At 63.4% G+C, this 16,666-nt stretch carries 16 protein-coding genes and 1 pseudogene; 12 read left to right on the top strand and 5 right to left on the bottom strand.

The genetic code is table 11. The features are described from left to right. Positions 1 to 9: 9 nt before the first annotated feature. From AB4074_RS18640 to AB4074_RS18615, 6 genes are all read left to right on the top strand, one after another. A complete protein-coding gene (locus AB4074_RS18640) occupies positions 10 to 879 on the top strand; it encodes a PfkB family carbohydrate kinase (protein ID WP_441414718.1) in 870 nt (289 codons plus the stop codon). Between the two features lie 43 nt (positions 880 to 922). Beyond that, positions 923 to 2,014 carry a LacI family DNA-binding transcriptional regulator gene (locus tag AB4074_RS18635; protein ID WP_441414717.1) on the top strand — a complete coding sequence of 364 codons (1,092 nt, stop codon included), beginning with the start codon at positions 923 to 925 and terminating at the stop codon, positions 2,012 to 2,014. Positions 2,015 to 2,251: 237 nt separating this feature from the next. Beyond that, positions 2,252 to 3,574 (top strand): ABC transporter substrate-binding protein, encoded by a 1,323-nt coding sequence (locus AB4074_RS18630; protein WP_441414716.1) that lies wholly within the window; start codon positions 2,252 to 2,254, stop codon positions 3,572 to 3,574. Further along, positions 3,571 to 4,536, top strand: a complete 966-nt coding sequence (locus tag AB4074_RS18625; RefSeq protein WP_441414715.1) for a carbohydrate ABC transporter permease — start codon at positions 3,571 to 3,573, stop codon at positions 4,534 to 4,536. Before AB4074_RS18630 ends, AB4074_RS18625 begins: the two co-directional genes overlap by 4 nt. Continuing rightward, a complete protein-coding gene (locus AB4074_RS18620) occupies positions 4,530 to 5,366 on the top strand; it encodes a carbohydrate ABC transporter permease (protein ID WP_441414714.1) in 837 nt (278 codons plus the stop codon). Before AB4074_RS18625 ends, AB4074_RS18620 begins: the two co-directional genes overlap by 7 nt. Before the next feature lie 112 nt (positions 5,367 to 5,478). Next, positions 5,479 to 5,688, top strand: coding sequence for a dodecin (locus AB4074_RS18615; RefSeq protein ID WP_241707190.1), 210 nt, complete (start codon positions 5,479 to 5,481; stop codon positions 5,686 to 5,688). Positions 5,689 to 5,771: 83 nt separating this feature from the next. Here the strand turns inward: AB4074_RS18615 and AB4074_RS18610 are convergent, their stop codons facing one another. From AB4074_RS18610 to AB4074_RS18600, 3 genes are all read right to left on the bottom strand, one after another. Continuing rightward, positions 5,772 to 6,044, bottom strand: coding sequence for a hypothetical protein (locus tag AB4074_RS18610; RefSeq protein ID WP_441414713.1), 273 nt, complete (start codon positions 6,042 to 6,044; stop codon positions 5,772 to 5,774). Further along, the gene (locus tag AB4074_RS18605) at positions 6,041 to 6,247 is read right to left on the bottom strand and encodes a hypothetical protein (RefSeq protein WP_441414712.1); all 207 of its coding nucleotides are present in this window, start codon (positions 6,245 to 6,247) and stop codon (positions 6,041 to 6,043) included. The genes AB4074_RS18610 and AB4074_RS18605 overlap by 4 nt, the downstream gene beginning before the upstream one ends. Before the next feature lie 144 nt (positions 6,248 to 6,391). Continuing rightward, entirely contained in the window at positions 6,392 to 7,294 is a 903-nt protein-coding gene (locus tag AB4074_RS18600) for a helix-turn-helix transcriptional regulator (protein WP_441414711.1), read from the bottom strand. Between the two features lie 164 nt (positions 7,295 to 7,458). Here AB4074_RS18600 and AB4074_RS18595 point away from each other — a divergent pair, with 164 nt between their 5' ends. The 5 genes from AB4074_RS18595 to AB4074_RS18575 are packed head-to-tail and all read left to right on the top strand — an operon-like array spanning position 7,459 to position 12,262. Beyond that, entirely contained in the window at positions 7,459 to 8,304 is an 846-nt protein-coding gene (locus AB4074_RS18595; protein WP_441414710.1) for an aldo/keto reductase, read from the top strand. 32 nt (positions 8,305 to 8,336) lie between these two features. After that, positions 8,337 to 9,308 carry an aldo/keto reductase gene (locus AB4074_RS18590; protein ID WP_441414709.1) on the top strand — a complete coding sequence of 324 codons (972 nt, stop codon included), beginning with the start codon at positions 8,337 to 8,339 and terminating at the stop codon, positions 9,306 to 9,308. After that, positions 9,302 to 10,309 carry an NAD-dependent epimerase/dehydratase family protein gene (locus AB4074_RS18585; protein ID WP_441414708.1) on the top strand — a complete coding sequence of 336 codons (1,008 nt, stop codon included), beginning with the start codon at positions 9,302 to 9,304 and terminating at the stop codon, positions 10,307 to 10,309. Before AB4074_RS18590 ends, AB4074_RS18585 begins: the two co-directional genes overlap by 7 nt. A gap of 19 nt (positions 10,310 to 10,328) precedes the next feature. Then, positions 10,329 to 11,159: an aldo/keto reductase gene (locus AB4074_RS18580; protein WP_441414707.1), complete on the top strand. Its 831-nt coding sequence runs from the start codon at positions 10,329 to 10,331 to the stop codon at positions 11,157 to 11,159. A 32-nt stretch (positions 11,160 to 11,191) separates the two neighbouring features. After that, positions 11,192 to 12,262: a lactonase family protein gene (locus AB4074_RS18575; protein WP_441414706.1), complete on the top strand. Its 1,071-nt coding sequence runs from the start codon at positions 11,192 to 11,194 to the stop codon at positions 12,260 to 12,262. A gap of 72 nt (positions 12,263 to 12,334) precedes the next feature. Here the strand turns inward: AB4074_RS18575 and malQ are convergent, their stop codons facing one another. Beyond that, the gene (gene malQ / locus AB4074_RS18570; protein ID WP_441414705.1) at positions 12,335 to 14,527 is read right to left on the bottom strand and encodes a 4-alpha-glucanotransferase; all 2,193 of its coding nucleotides are present in this window, start codon (positions 14,525 to 14,527) and stop codon (positions 12,335 to 12,337) included. Positions 14,528 to 14,851: 324 nt separating this feature from the next. On the opposite strand from malQ, the gene AB4074_RS18565 reads away from it, so the two are divergent. Further along, on the top strand, positions 14,852 to 15,880 hold the full coding sequence (locus AB4074_RS18565; protein WP_441414704.1) for a PHP domain-containing protein: 1,029 nt from the start codon (positions 14,852 to 14,854) through the stop codon (positions 15,878 to 15,880). Between the two features lie 153 nt (positions 15,881 to 16,033). On the opposite strand, the pseudogene AB4074_RS18560 reads toward AB4074_RS18565, so the two are convergent. Next, a pseudogene (locus AB4074_RS18560) lies at positions 16,034 to 16,525 on the bottom strand (HoxN/HupN/NixA family nickel/cobalt transporter); the annotation flags it as partial. Positions 16,526 to 16,666: the final 141 nt, after the last annotated feature.

Below are 16,666 nucleotides of genomic sequence, written 5' to 3'. Positions count from 1 at the left end.
GGAGGGAACGTGCGAGTTCTCGGTTTCGGTGACAATATCGTGGACCGCTTCGTGGACAGGGGTGTGGAATATCCAGGCGGCAACTGCGTGAACTTCGCGGTTTATGCCCGGCGCCTCGGTGCCGAATCGGCCTACCTTGGCGTGTTTGGTGATGACGACGCAGGGACATTCGTGCGATCCTGCATCGAAGCAGCAGGCGTGGATACCGCTCTTTGCCAGGTGCGCCCAGGCCCAAACGGCCTCACTGAGATCGAAACTGTCCAGGGCGACCGGCGCTTCATGCGCTGGAATGGCGGCGGGGTCACCGTGAGTGACCCCGTCCGCCTTCAAGGCCTCGACTACATCCACGCTTTTGACCATGTGCATTCGAGCGTGTATTCGGCAGTGGAGAGCGAGCTGCCGGCGTTGCGCAAGTCCAAGGCCCTGGTCTCCTTCGATTTCTCAACTGAGGCCGGTTATCGGACGGATGAGTACCTCGCCCAGGTGTGCCCTTCAGTTGATCTTGCGCTGGTCTCGTGCAGTGGAATGCCTCAGCACCATGTGTGGTCGGAGCTCCGCAGGTTCTTTGGGCACGGTGCTGGCCTGGTGCTTGGAACCCTCGGCGAGGACGGGGCAGTGCTCTTTGACGGGGAGAGTTTCTACCATTCCAACGCGGTGCCGGTCACCGGCACGCTCGTGGACACGATGGGCTGCGGTGACGCCTACCTGGCCGCATTCGTCGTGTCCATGTTGACCTCCGGGTGGCGACGCTCCGTCCGCCCCGCCGGGTCGGCGATTCATGGCGCCATGAAGCATGCTGCCCGGTTCGCCGCACAGCAGTGCACCGTTGAGGGCGCCTTCGGGTTCGGGCGCAACGTCGTACCGCAGGCCAGCACCTGATCTACGTTCGCTGGCGAAGCCGATCTGAGAAGATAGGCACACTATGACCGAAAACCACCGAAATGCCACATCCCCGACAATCTCAGAGGTGGCTGCTGCAGCCGGAGTGGGCCGAGCCACAGTGGCGCGCACACTTGGCGGGTACGGTTCGGTTAGTGATTCAACGCGTGACAGGGTGATGCGTGCTGCCAAACAACTTGGCTACCGTCCGAATACCATCGCCAGGAGCATGACCACAGGCGAGACCAAGACCCTCGGCGTCGTCCTTGCAGACGTTGGGAACCCATTCTTCGCGGGCGTGCTCAAAGCCTTCACCGACACGGTCCGCCAGCACGGGTACGACGTGCTGGTACTGAGCACCGACGAGGATCTCACGAAAGAGGCTGATGCCATCGGCGTTCTGGTGGACAAACACGTTGACGGCATCGTCCTCGCCTCCGCGGCAAGCCGCAATGCGCCTCCCCCATACCTGGAGCTGGTGCGCTCGCGCAGCATCCCCATCGTCTTGATCGACCGTTTGTTCGACGGAATTGACATGGACACGGTCGTGATCAACAACCGCGAGGCCTCCCGGGAGGCGGTGTCCGTGTTCATTGCTCGAGGACACCGCCGCATAGGCTTCGTCTGGGGACCTGTCACAGTGGAGCCGGCAACCGGCGCAGCTGCGATGCACAAGATCATCGCCCATTCCCTCTCCAGCGACGGCGAGCGCCTCCGCGGCTATCTCGACGCACTTGACCAGGCCGGCATCGAGTTCGACACGTCCCTGGTGACCCACGTGTTGAAGAATGAACAACAGGCCACGCGGGCGGTGCTGGGGATGTTGTCATTGGCGGACCCGCCGACGGCGATCTTCGCCACGGAGTCCGATGCATTGGTCGGAACCATACGGGCACTGAGACAGCGGGGCCTCAGCTACCCGGGAGATGTTTCGCTCATTGGCTTCGATGACAGCAGCTGGGCTACTGTCATGTCCCCGCCGCTGTCTATGGTGGCGCAACCACTGCACCAACTGGGGACCTTGACTGCCGAGTGTTTGATCGATCGCATTGGCGGCGGCAACACCCCCGTGGCTGCGCATGTCCTTGAGGCGACTTTCGTGCCGCGCGAAAGCGTCGCTGAGCCCAGCCGCTAGCGTTCCCCCGCCCCCGGCAATCATGGGTGACTGCTTGTCGCCCTGCGTGCCCGCATTTCTCTGACGAAGTTTCTGCATTGAATCCTTGATTGAAACTATTGATACCGGTACCAAGCGCTTGTATAGTCGTTAGAAATCAGCTGGCCGATCCCGGCCAGAGCGATCCAATGGCGGGTCAGGAACGCTCAGTTCCGGCGGACATGCAATTCCGACCCCCGCAGATGACGGGAGATAAATGTGCGAAAGAACAAAGTGATTTCGGCTTCGGCGGCGGCTATGCTCGCGCTGTCGCTTGCTGCTTGCTCCGTGTCCGGGAGCGAAGGCGCAGCAGCGGACCTGGCCGGCAAGCCGGACTATTCCGGATCGATCAGCATCCTCACGGCTTTCGCGGGCAAACCGATGGGGTCGTACTTCGAAGATGTGATCAAGGCTTACAAGGCCGAGCACCCGAATGTGCAGATTACCCTTTCCCAGGAAACTGACGACAACGCAGTCAAGGACAAGGAAAAGGTCCTCATAGCTTCGCAATCGCTGCCGGACATCTACTTCAGCTACGCCGGCAATTGGGGCCAGAACTTCGCTGAGAACGGCCTCGCCGCCGACCTCAGCTCGGCGATCGGGCCAACGACGGACTGGGGCAAGACGTTCGGTCCAGGCGGGCTGAGCGCCTTCAAGTATGACGGAAAGCAGTACGGCATTCCGCTCTACAACGATGCCAAGTTCATGGGCTACAACAAAGCCATCTTCCAAAAGCTTGGACTCAGCGTGCCCACCACATTCGAGGGACTGATCACCGCCTGTTCGTCGATCAAAGCCGCGGGATACACTCCTATCGCGTTCGGCAACAAAGACGGATGGCCGGGACTCCATTACCTGCAGCAACTCTTCGCCTACGATGTGCCTCGTTCCACTATCGATGCCGACCTCATTCCAAAATCGGCCAAGTGGACTGATCCGGGTTACATCACCGCGATGAAGCAGTTTTCCGAACTGATCACCAAATGTACCGGGGATGGCTCCAACTCCAATGGCGTTGCCTACACGACCGCCCAGCAGCAGCAACAGAGTGGAAAAGCGGCGATGTATTACCAGGAGCTCATTGAGTTCGACTCAGTCAACACTCAAGACAGCCAACTGAACAAGGACGGTTTCGGAATTTTCCCGCTCCCGGCGCCGGTCAACGCCAACGGCGACGCGAAGACCTTGGAAGCAGCCCCGGAAGGCTACATGATCAACAGCAAGAGCAAGAACGCTGCCCTCGCCCTTGACTTCATGAAGTTCGCTACCAATGCGAAGAACGCTTCCGCGCTGTCCGCTCCGCCATACGGCCAGCCCAGTGCTGTGATCGGGTCGGTCACCACTTCCACCTCCAGCACCGCTGTGGCTGAAGGGTCCGAGACAGTTAACAAGGCTCCGTCGACGATTGTCTGGCTAGACACCGCCTCCGTTCCGGCGGTCGGGGATGCCTGGGTCTCGGCTAGTGAAGGACTGGTCACCGGTACCCTCAGCCCGGACGACGCCCTAAAGTCCGTTCAAACCGCTTCCGAGAAGGCCAAATGACCACCGCCCCGGCGGCGGCCCGGCCAAGGATTGCCGCCACGGCGACCGGCCCTAGGCAGCCGAGGCGCAAGTCCGCCACCCGGCCGACCCCGCAATGGCGCAACCTCGTCTGGCTGATCCCCGCGCTGCTGGTTCTGGCAGTGTTCGTGTATTGGCCGCTCTTGCAGAGCCTCCTCTTCAGCTTTCTGAAGTGGAACATCTACAGCGGTGCCCAGACCTTCGTCGGCGGGGACAACTACGCGAAACTGCTGGCTGATCCGGTCTTCGGCAAAGCCCTCATCAACAATGTCTGGTACGCCGTCTTATCCATCGTGTTCCAGGTGTTCGGCGCGCTGCTGCTCGCCGCCATCATCGAAAGCGTCAAGAGCGAGAAGATGCGCAAGGCATTCCGCTCTATCTACTTCATACCCTCTGCGATCTCATTGACAGTTGCTGGGCTGCTGTTTTACTTCATCTACCAGCCCCAGACCGGGATGCTCGACGCCTTCCTCACCAATCTGGGACTCGGCCAATACGCACAGGCCTGGCTGGGCCACGAGAATACCGCGATCTTCGCAATCATTGCGATGAGCCAGTGGCAGGGATTCGGATATAGCGTCCTGCTGTTCTCGGTCGCCCTGCAGCGCATTCCGGTCGAACTCTATGAGGCGTCAGCCATCGACGGGGTTGGCCCGGTCCGCCGATTCTGCAGCATCTCGATGCCCCTGGTACGCGAGATGACCTCTCTGATGATGATAGTCACGATCTCCGGCGCCTTTCAGGTCTTCAACGAGGTGATGGTCATGACCAGCGGAGGCCCGAACAACTCATCCCAGGTACTGGGAACGTGGCTTTACCACGCCGGATTCATCACCAACGATTTCGGCTATGCCGCAACCATTGGGGTAGCTATCTTCGCAATCACTCTCACTTTGGCCGTACTGCAGTTGTGGGTGTCCCGGCGGAGGCGAGTGGAGTGGTAGCGCTATCGATCGCCGGCCGCGCGCTGAGGTCGGCCCTGGTTTGGATCATCCTGATCGCGCTGGCCGCTGTGGTGCTGTACCCGCTATTTTGGATGTTCCTGAACGGTTTCAAAACCAACGCCGAAGTCTTCGGCAACCCGTTCGCTTTGCCTACACATTTCGGCTGGGAAAACTTTGTGGCAGCGTGGGATCAAGGCGTCGGACGCTTCGTTCTCACGAGTGTTTCATTGACCGTTGGGGCGACTTTCTTCACGGAGGCGATAAGTGCTTGGGCGGCGTACGGGCTTACCCGCGTCCGCATTCCGTTGAACCGCGGGTTCACCGTGGCCATCCTGGCCGGTTTGATGCTCGCGCCGACCGTGGCGTTGGTTCCGCTGGTAAAGATGTTCCAAGGCCTCGGGCTATACAACACGTTCCTCGGCCTGTTGATCCTGTACACCGCGTTCCGGATCCCGTTCACCGTGTTTCTAATGCGTGCATACATGCTGGACTTGCCGAGTGAGGTCGACGAGGCGGCCGCCATCGACGGCGCTTCCAAGGCCGTCACCTTCTGGCGGATCATACTTCCAATGAGCCAGCCAATCATCATCACCACAATCGTCTTGAACGTGCTGACCAACTGGAACGAGTACCTGTTCGCCATGGTATTCACCAGCGGAACCGGCTTGCAGACGCTACCGGTGGGCTTGGCGGACCTCATGTCCAAGAACGGCACCCAATTTCCCCTGGTGTTCGCAGGCATGGCCATGGCGGCCCTTCCGATGGTGATCCTCTTCTTCGTCTGCCAGCGCTACTTCGTTCGCGGACTCGCCGGGGGAGTCGGCAAGTAGGGCAAGCTCCTACGGTGCCACCCCTAGTCCCCCGGCCTTCGGTCGGCTAGTCTGCTTTCACGGCCTGCCAGGCCCGCAGTTCAGGCATCAAGGACGATCACGAGGAGCAAGAATGGCTGACCACACATATAGCGTTTCCGAAATTGTTGGAACTTCGTCCGAGGGCGTCGACGCCGCCATCAGGAACGGGATTGCCGCCGCAAGCCAGACCCTCCGGAATCTCGACTGGTTTGAGGTCAAGGAAATCCGCGGGCACCTCAACGAGGGCGCAGTTGCCGACTGGCAGGTAACCATCAAGCTCGGATTCCGCCTGGAGCGTTAAGAAGCCGTCAAGACCCCCCAAAACGACGATGGCCGCCAGCCTTTCTGTGGAAAGGCTGGCGGCCATCAGTTGCGAGGCTGGACTCACCCGCGGGTCCAGACTTGGACGGGGTCACCGCCACAGAGGAGTCGCCGGCCACGGCCGGCAAATTCGATCCACAGGAATTCGTGGTCAGGTGAAACTTCGTCCACAAGGCCGGCGTCGAAGCCCCATTTGTCCTCGTGGATCCAGACGGTCTCGCCGCGGCTGAGTTCGGACCATTTCGACGGCGGCAGGCGAAGTGCTGCTCCAGCGGGCCGTTGCGCCGGCGTCGTGAAGTGGCGTGGGCCCCAAGCGCCCAAGGTTTCGGGGCTCATCGGGACTCGGCGAGCAGGTACTGACGGTGCCAGACGGTTGCCGCACCGTTGTGGGTCGGGAAGACGTTGCCTTCGAAGAACGTGTGAACCACGTGGGGTTCGCCTTCAGGGCTCCACTGACCGGATGCCGGGCAATGCGAGCCCGTGGATCCCGCGGACCCGGCGGTGGTTGCCCGCTCCCTCAGCAGCGCGATGCGTTTCATCGTTGAATTCCATCCTTGATATGCGAAAAGGTCTGGATTCAGCGTAGACGCGATTCAAAAGCCGCCCAATGGGCACATAGACAAACTCACGCCGATTCGCTATGCAGCAGCACAGTGACGGGAGCACTTTTGGCTGAAACTGGTTCAGCTTTCGCCCATTGCATGACGCTCGGACAGCTCCGGGTCCGTCGTCGTTCCCGCACCAAACGCCGTCCCCGCACCAAAGCTGCCCAGCAACTTCAGGGCATCGTCCGACGGCGAACCCGCCTTCGCGGAATAGACCCGCAAGACCTGGTCCGGGTCCTCCGGCAGGGACAGGTTCTCGAAGTTCAGTTCCACGTCCCCCACGGTGGGGTGGTGCAGGCGGACAGTGCCGGCTGAACGCGCTGCCACTCGATGCCCTGCCCACCACTGGCGGAAATGTTCGCTGTTCACGGCGAGTTCGCCCACGAGCTGGTTGGCTTGGGGATCGTCGGGGTGCCGCCCGGTATCCGCACGCAGGGAGCCGGCGGCTTCCGCGGCAACCGTCTTCCAGTCCCGGAACAGTTCGCGTGCCTGGGGGTCCAGGATCAGCCAGCGCGTGAGGTTTCGCTCGGCGGGAGGCATGGCCGGGAAGTCGGCGAACAGCAGGACCGCCATCCGATTGGCTCCCAGCACGTCGCTGCGCCGGCCAAGCAGGAGCGCCGGAACGTCGCCCACAGCGTCCAGAAGTTGGCGCAAGGCCGGCCGCACCCGTGGTGCGGGAGTCGGCGCCTTGGCGCTCGACGCGCAGTGCTCAAGCAGGTCCATCATGTGGGTGTGCTCGCTTGAGTCCAGGCGAAGCGCCCTCGACACCGATTCAAGGACTGCCCGGGACGGATGGATATGGCGGCCCTGTTCGAGGCGCGTGTAGTAGTCCGTGCTGACATCGGCCAAGCGGGCAATCTCTTCCCTGCGCAGCCCCGGAACCCGGCGCGCGCCGGACGCGTCCGGCAACCCTGCGTCCTCCGGCGACATCCGGGCACGCATGGCTTTGAGGAATTTTCCGAACTCGGCGCTTTGACCCATGTCCCCATTCTTCCTTTCCTGGGGGCTTGTTTCTACGGCCAAGGTAGGACTGCGAGTCCTAGGAAAAACAGGGGGCGTCAAAACTACTGCTTGTTGTGCCGAAAGTGCATAGGCTCGAAAAAGCCAGTCAGGCAATCCACCCACCAGCGACGAAAGGGCCGGACATGTCCAGCGCTCAGAATTCAACCGTTCCCGGGCTCGTCCTGAACAACTCGGTCACCATCCCCCAGCTCGGCTTCGGCGTCTTCCAGGTCCCGCCTGCCGAGACCCAGAAAGCCGTCGAGGACGCACTTGAAGCCGGGTACCGTCACATCGACACCGCCGCGGCGTACCGGAACGAGTCCGGCGTCGGCGCCGCAATCAAGGCTTCCGGCATCGCCCGGGAGGAACTCTTCATCACCACCAAACTCCGCAACGGCGAACAGGGCCGGGCCGCGGCGGCATTCAACCACAGCCGCCGCGAACTCGGCCTCGACGTCATCGATCTCTACCTGATCCACTGGCCCGTACCGTCCCAGGGCCTGTTCGTGGATGCGTGGAAGGCCCTGGAAAAGATCCATGCCGACGGCGGCGCCCGGGCAATCGGCGTCTCCAACTTCTTGCCCGAACACCTCGACACGCTCCTGGAGTTCGCCGACGTCGTTCCCGCCGTCAACCAGATCGAACTGCACCCGACCTTCCAACAGCGGGAACTGGCGGCGAAGAGCCGCTCGCACGGGATCGCCGTCGAGGCCTACAGCCCGCTGGGGCAGGGCGCGGACCTGGGGTCGCCAACGGTCACCGAACTTGCCGAAACGCACGATGCCACCCCGGCGCAGATCGTGCTGGCCTGGCACCTCGGAACCGGCAACATCGTCATCCCCAAGTCCGTCCACCCGGAGCGGATCCGCCAGAACCTTGCGGCGGCGTCGTTGCAGCTCACCCAGGACGAACTGGCAGCCATCAGCGCGCTCGACGCCGGTGCCCGCCTCGGCGCCGACCCCGCCGTCGCGTCCTTCAGCCAGATGTAGAAACCCCACCACAGCGTAAGGAAACCGAAACCATGCAGTACACCCACTTGGGCCGCTCAGGCCTCAGCGTCTCCCGCTTGTGCCTCGGAACCATGAACTTCGGACCGCAGACGGAGGAATCCACAGCGCACTCCATCATGGATTCCTCGCTGGACTCCGGCATCAACTTTTTCGATACCGCCAACGTCTATGGCGGCACGCAGCACCGGGGATGGACCGAGGAAATCCTGGGCCGCTGGTTCGCGAAGGGCGGCGAGCGCCGCGAGCGCGTCGTCCTCGCCACCAAGCTCTACGGAACCATGACGGACCGCCCCAACGAGTCCAAGCTCTCCGCCCTCAACATCCGGCGCGCCTTGGACGCCAGCCTCAAGCGTCTGCAGACCGACTACATCGACGTGTACCAGTTCCACCACGTGGATCGGAACACGCCGTGGGACGAGATCTGGCAGGCCATCGAGGTAGCGGTCCAGCAGGGCAAGATCCTGTATTCCGGAAGCAGCAACTTCGCCGGCTGGCACATCGCCCAAGCCCAGGAAGCGGCGGCGCGGCGCAGCTACAACGGTCTCGTGAGCGAGCAGTCCATTTACAACCTGCTCACCCGCAACGTCGAATTGGAAGTCATCCCGGCGGCCCAGCAGTACGGCCTCGGGCTCATCCCGTGGTCGCCGCTTCACGGCGGGCTTCTGGGCGGGGTGCTCAAGAAAGAGCGCGACGGCGTCCGCCGCCTTGAGGGCCGCGCGGCCGAGACCCTGAAGAAGCACGAAGACCAGATCCGCCAGTACGAGGACCTCGCCGACGACCTTGGCCACGAGCCCGGCGACGTGGGCTTGGCCTGGTTGCTGCACCAGCCGGCCGTGACCGCACCGATCGTGGGTCCGCGCACGCAGGAGCAGTTGGACGCTGCCATCAGGGCTTTGGATGTCACCCTCGACGCCGATGCCCTCAAGCGGCTCGACGACATCTTCCCGGGCCACCGGACCGCGCCGGAGGACTACGCGTGGTGACGTCGGCACCGTTGCGCCTGCTGTTCATCGGCGGGACCGGGACCATCAGCGCGGCGGCGGCGGAGCGCGCCGTCGCGCTGGGTCACCGGCTCACCATGCTCAATCGCGGACTGAGCTCGGAAAGGCCGGTCCCTCCGGGCACGGAACTGCTCCAGGCAGATATCCGCAACCCCGCCGAGGTGGCGGAGGTGCTGAACGGCCGCGAGTTCGACGCCGTCGCGGACTTCATCTCTTTCACGCCGGAGCATGTGGCCGTCGCGGTGGAGTTGTTCCGCGGCCGGACCGGTCAGTACGTGTTCATCAGTTCGGCCTCGGCCTACCAGAAGCCGCCTGCACACTTGCCGATCCTTGAGTCGACCCCGCTAAGGAACCCGTTCTGGAAGTACTCGCAGGACAAGATCGCGTGCGAAGACCTTCTCGTCCGGGCCTACCGCGACGAGGGATTCCCCGTGACCATCGTTCGGCCTTCGCACACCTATGACCGCACGCGGATCGCCCTTCTGGGCGGTTGGACGGACATCCATCGGATGCGGGAAGGCTTGCCTGTGGTAGTCCACGGCGACGGTACCTCGCTGTGGACGCTCACCCATACGGATGACTTTGCGGTGGCCTTCGTCGGCCTCCTCGGCCGGCCGCAGGCCGTTGGTGAAAGCTACACCATCACCTCTGACGAAGCGCTCCCGTGGGACCAGGTCTACCGGCTCTTCGCGACGGCCGCAGGGGCCCCGGAACCCGAGCTGGTGCACATCGCCTCGGAAACCATTGCCGCGCACTCTCCGGAGCTTGGTCCCGGGCTTCTCGGGGACAGATCCCACTCCGTGGTCTTCGACAACACCAAAATCAAGACTCTGGTGCCCTGGTATCGGGCAGAAATTCCATTCGCGGCAGGCGCACGGGAGATCGTCCGGTGGCATGATGAACATCCGGGCATCAAGCACGTGGACCAGGACTTCATGAAACTCAGCGATCAACTGGTCCAATGGGCACGGAGGCCGATCTAGCAACCGAAAGGACAGGACCATGGCACTTGCTCCGACCGTCAGGCTCAATGACGGTAATGGCATTCCGCAGATCGGCCTTGGAACCTGGCCGCTCGACGACGCCCAGGTCGCCACGGCGGTAGTGTCCGCCGTCGAGCTCGGCTACCGGCACGTCGACACGGCCTACCGCTACGCTAACGAGGCCGGCGTCGGGCAAGGCGTGCGGGACTGCGGGATCCCGCGCGAGGAACTGTTCATCACCACCAAACTGGACGGCACGCACCAAGGCCGCGATCGCGCCGTCGACGGGCTCGAGGGCTCCCTCAGACGTCTCGGGCTGGACTACGTGGACCTCTTGTTGATCCATTGGCCGCTCCCCCAACGGAATGAATTCGTGTCCACTTGGGAGACTTTCGAGCGACTCCAAGCTGAGGGGAAGGTGCGCTCAATCGGCGTGTCCAACTTCAAGCCATCGCACCTTGAACGGCTTCTGGAGGAAACCTCGGTGGTCCCGGCCGTCAACCAAATCCAGATCTCGCCGTCCATCACGCGGATCGATGAGCGTGCCTTCAACGGCAACCATGGCATCGCCACGGAATCGTATAGTCCGTTGGGGGCCGGTCGCGATCTCCTGAATGCCCCGGTGTTGGCCGCGATCGGGAAGAAACACGGAAAGACTCCGGGTCAGATTGTGCTGCGCTGGCACGTCCAGGAGGGGCTCGTGGCCATCCCGAAGTCCGCCAATCCGTTGCGCATGAAGGAAAACCTGGACGTCTTCGACTTCGCTTTGGACCACGACGATCTGTCCGCGATCGCCACTTTGGACGCGGGTGCCGACGCCGGGGTCGACTCGGATGTACAGGGCCACTGAGGCCGCACTCCATCACCAACACTAAGGACGGCATGGCGGAGAACATCGACGGAACGCTCATCTGGGCAGGCGCTTACACCGCGGACAGCGACGGGAACGGAACGGGCATTGGCGCAGTCGCCGCCCGTGAAGATGGCAGCTTGAGTTGGCTCGGCACCGCCGTCGAAGCGCCCTCGCCGTCCTTCCTTGCCGTGCACCCGACGCTGCCGGTGGTCTACGCGGTAGCCGAGGCCGCCCAGACGGTCCGGGCGTACCGACGGACCGGGCCGTTCGGCCTTGAACCTTTGGGGGAGGTCTGGCCGGCTGGAGCTGCGGCCTGCCACGTCGCCGTCGACCCCTCCGCCCGTTTCATCGTGGTCAACTGTTGGGGCGACGGCAATGTGCTGCTCTACGGGCTCGACGACGACGGCGGCATCACATCGCGCTTTGCGGCGCCGCCGGCGAAGGATCCGCACGCCGGCGTCGACGGCGGGGTCGACATCGCCACGGGCGGCCCCCGGGTGAGCCGCGCCCACGCAAGCATCATGCTCGAGGACGGCCGGATCATGACCACCGACCTCGGCTTCGACCTTGTACGGGTGTGGAACTATTTCCCCGACACCGGCCTGCTTCCTGACCACCAAGTCGCACTCCCGATGGGCAGCGGTCCGCGGCACTTGGTCCAGCACCCCTCCGCCGACGCCGTATTCGTGGTGACCGAATATTCGATCGAAGTGGTGGTGCTCCTGCCCGGCGCCGACGGCCGCTTTGTGCTCCACCGTCGCGGTCCCGCGATGGCAGGTGGGGCCGCCGACGGCGACGCAGCCGCCGAAATCGCGCTGTCTCCGGACAATCGCTTCGTCTACACGGGCATCCGCGGCTCCAACCGGATCTCGGTACTGGCCGTCGAAGGCAGCGGAACCCGGCTCCGACCCGTCGCTGACGCGCCCAGCGGAGGAGACTGGCCGCGCCACCACCTGGTCCGCGACGGCTGGCTCCACGTGGCGCACGAGCGTTCCAACCAAGTCACCACGTTCGCATTGGACCCTTCCACCGGCATCCCGAGCGAAGTCCTCGACCAGCTGAACGCCGGTTCCCCCACCGCTTTGGTCGTAGCTCCCTGAGCCGTTGATCGAGGCGTGAGATCTCGCCCCTTTCGCGACCCGAAAGAGGTGAGATCTCACGTCTCGATGCGCCTAACCCCGTACGGCCTCGTCAACCGCCGCCAGCAGGGAGTTGAACCGCGGGTTCGCGTCGAGGTCATCAATGAGGACTGCCCGTCCTCGTTCGTCGGCTAGTGGCACTTGCCAGTTGGGGTAGACCTCCGACGTCGTTCCGGGCTGGTTCTGCACCCTCCGCTCCCCCACGGCATCCACTAGGGCAACACCGAGCAGGACCGACGGAGCAAGGGCCAGCAAGCGATGGAGCGCCTCAATGACTTGCTCTTCGCCAAGCGCTTTTCCATTGACCGGCAGCAGGCCCCGTTCCCGGAGCAACCCCATCATCTTGTCCAAGCTGGCCTCGTGCTCGGCCCGTTCCTCGGCCACGCTTCGTTCGAGCAAGCCCAGTTGGCCCCGGAGTTCCACGTGATCGCCGGCAAGGTACCCGGCAGTCGGTGGGAGGTCGTGGGTGTTGACGCTGGCGAGGGCCTGCACCCGGTAACGTTCGGGCGGGAGGGGCGAGTCGCCGTCGTACTCAAACCAGAGGATCGACGTGCCCAGGATGCCGCGGGCCGCAAGGTAGTCCCGCACCCAAGGCTCGAAGACGCCCAGGTCTTCGCCGATGACCACCGCGCCCGCGCGGTGCGCTTCCAAGGCGAGGATGCCGATGAGGGCCTCGTGGTCGTACCGGACGTAGGCGCCGTCGCGGGCGGAGTTCCCGGCAGGCACCCACCACAAGCGGAACAGCCCCAAGATGTGGTCCACCCGGATTCCGCCGGCATGGCGGAGGACGGTGGCGAGCATCGCTCGCAACGGCGCATAGCCCGCTTCGGCCAAACGGACCGGGTGCCACGGCGGCTGGTTCCAGTTCTGGCCGAGCTGGTTGTACATGTCCGGTGGTGCGCCCACGCTGACACCCGGAGCGAAGCTGCTGCGCAGGGTCCAGGCGTCGGAACTGCTCAAATCCGCGCCGACCGCGAGATCGTGCACTACTCCCAGCCGCATGCCGGATCGCATGGCCGCGACCTGGGCCGACTCGAGCTGCTCATCGCAGATCCACTGAAGCCAACGGTGGAAACCGATCCGGTCGGCCAATGCCTGGCGCATCGACTCAATCTTGGGCGAACCGAGGGTGGCCGCGGGGTCCTTCCAGAAGGGGTCATCCGGCGACCGGTCCTCGCGGATAGCGCACCAAAGGGCGAAATCGTCCAGGCCCGGGCCGGACTCGCGGCAGAATTCCTCGAAGGCGCGCTGCCGGGCCGGAGAAAGCTTGACCGTGTGAAGGAGTTCCAGGGCAGCAAGCTTGGCGGCGAAGATCTGATCCCGGTCCAGCCGTTCCGCGTCCTTGTTGAGGGCATGGACGTGATCCAACAGCCGGTCCACCGTGGCGCGCTTGCGAGGCTTGACATATGCCAATTCGGGAATGGCTTCGACCCGGATGTAGAGAGGGTTGAAAAATCGCCTGGTCGACGGAGAATACGGCGACGCTTGAACCGGAGGCACAGGATCCGCCGCATGCAGCGGATTGACCAGGACGTAGTCGGCACCGCGTGCGCCGGCCAACGACGCCAAATCGGCCAAGTCCGCGAAATCCCCGATACCCCATGAGCGCTTCGAGCGTACCGAATACAGCTGAGTTGCGAGTCCCCACCCACGCCGTTCGTCCAGCTGTGCTGCCGTCTGCAACTTGGCTGGAACCACGGCCAGCGCAGCCGTGGCCGTCACGCCGTCGGACTCGGCCGTGAGCGAGTGCCAGCCGAGGGGCAAACCGGCCGGCACCTCAAAGGTGGCACGGCCTGTGGGCACTCCATCCACGTCGCGCGGCGGCGCCCAGTCTTCCTGTTGGGTGGCCGCGAGTTCCGTTCCGTCCTCGAGCGAGATCGTCAGGCGGGCCGGTGAACCGTCGCGGACGTGGACGTGCACAGCCGCCGTCGTTCCCTCTTGGACGACGACGGCGGGCGGCAGCATCCGCCGCCATGGCGCCACTTCCGCGTCGGCGAGGGCCGCTTCGATCTGCTCGTTGGAATGGGCGGGGACTCCCAGTGCATCCAGCACTTGGATCAGCGTGGCGGGCGAAACGTCGTGTTGCAACCCATCCCAGCCGTGGAACGACGTCCCGACGCCATGAGCGTCCGCGAGCCGGTGAAGCAGGTCCTCGTCGATGGCGATGTTCGGGGCGGGTGGCGTCGCCGTCGTGTCGGTGTCCTGCTGGATGGGAGTGTTGGTCATGTCCGCCTCGTCTGCGATGTGATTCGTCCGAAGGTGCATACCGCCCCGCGTGCAACTCGAGCGAGGCAACTGGTTCCGATTATTGCAGGGCGGTGGAGGCCGTCCCAGTTATTCCGACAGCATGACGCCCCCAACCCGAAACCCTCGCTCAGATGATCTGAGCGAGCGTCGGCGCCAGAACCCACATATCCGAGCGAGCGTCGCAAAACCCGAACCCTCGCTCACATATAAGCCCCAAACCGGAAACCCTCGCTCACCTATAGGCACCCAAACCCAAACCCTGTCTCACATACGCCTGGGCGCGGCGTGGTACATGATTGAGCTATGGACGCCGTGGATGCGCTCAACGAAACCGCCTTCTGGCTGGAACGGGAACTCGCGGACAGCTTCAAGGTCCAGGCGTTCCGCCGTGCTGCGGGCATCATCGCCGGACTGAGCCGGGAGGAACTGACTGCCCGGCTCAAGGATGGCCGCCTCAAACGGACCAAGGGAATCGGCAGCCGTACCTTCGAAGTGATCAACCAGGCCTTGAGCGGACCTGTTCCGGACTACCTTGAAAACCTCCGCCGTCGCGGTGCCGAACCCTTGGTCAACGGCGGTCACAAGCTGCACGCCAAGCTCCGGGGCGATCTGCACAGCCATAGCAACTGGTCGGACGGCGGCTCAGCGATCGAGGTCATGGTCGCCGCTGCGAATATTCTTGGCCGGGAATATCTCGCTTTGACCGATCACTCCCCCAACCTCACCATCGCCAACGGGCTCAGTCCCGAGCGCTTGATGGAGCAGCTCACGGTAGTGGACGGGATTAACGATCGAAACGGAGAGGGGCCCGGGTTTCGGCTGTTGGCCGGCATCGAAGTGGACATTCTTGAGGACGGCGGGCTGGACCAGTCCGCCGAGCTGCTGAGCCAACTCGACGTCGTGGTGGCCAGTGTCCACTCGAAGCTCCGATCCGACAAACGGCCCATGACCCGGCGCATGCTCGCTGCCATCGAGAACCCGCACACGAACGTCCTCGGGCACTGCACCGGCCGTTTGGTCAAGGGATCGCGCGGAACAAGGCCGCCGTCGGAGTTCGACGCCGAAGAGGTGTTCGCCTCGTGCGCGGAGCACTCTGTTGCCGTCGAGATCAATTCAAGGCCCGAACGCCAAGACCCGCCGGACGAATTGATTCAGATCGCCCTCGACGCCGGCTGTCTTTTCAGCATAGACAGTGACGCCCACGCCCCCGGCCAGCTCGACTTCCTGCAATATGGAGCGGAGCGGGCAGAAGCCAACGGTGTTCCCGCCGATCGGATCATCACGACGTGGCCGCTGGATCGACTTCTGGAGTGGCTCCAGCCCAAGCAATAGCCACCAACTGTTTAACGCCCGACGGCGACTTCCGCACCCAGCGCCGACGCCCGCCGTCGAACCCTGGCGATGCAACTGCAGGAGGGTTCACCAAAATGGCTTCATAAGTGAGCGAGCGTCCTCGATTTTCCCGGCATAAGTGAGCGAGCGTCGTCAGGGCTTCCCACCGAGCGACGCGCGGACCCGGAACCGCAGCGCCGCGACCGCCCATACGACGGCGAACAGCGCAATCAGCACCAGCCCGGCGTCGCCGAGGTCAATTTCGCCCAGCCACGTGGTGACAGGATCCGTTAGGCCGAAAGCCGCGTTGAGGAAACCACCCAGCGTGATGACCGAGATGAAGAGCGCCGAGAAGGCCGAAATGCCAGTGATGATGGCATTGAATCCAAGTTTGCGCCGGGGATCATGGATGGCGGACTTGTACATGCGCATCATGGCCACGCCGTTTACGGAATCGCAGAGCGTCATCGCCGCAGTGAAGGCCAGCGGCAACGCCAGGAGGGCGAGAACGGACACGCCCGCAAGCGACGCCGCCGTCGTGAGCACCAGCAGCCCGATGGTGGTGGCGGTGTCGAAGCCGAGCCCGAACAAGAACCCGATCACGTAGATATTTCGCGGACGCTGGACCTTGGATAGCGGCTTAGCCTTGATCCACCGATGATGATCGAGACGCGGGCGGCGGTTTAAACCGAGAATGCCCGTCTTTTCGAGGAAAATGGAGCTTGTCTAGAGCACATTGACCACCGAAAAGAGAGGCATCTCGTAGATGAAAGTTTCCCACAAGCC

The sequence above is a fragment of the Arthrobacter sp. 2MCAF14 genome, from assembly GCF_052115645.1.
Taxonomy (GTDB): Bacteria; Actinomycetota; Actinomycetes; order Actinomycetales; family Micrococcaceae; genus Arthrobacter.
This window is presented reverse-complemented; position numbering and strand designations above follow the sequence as displayed.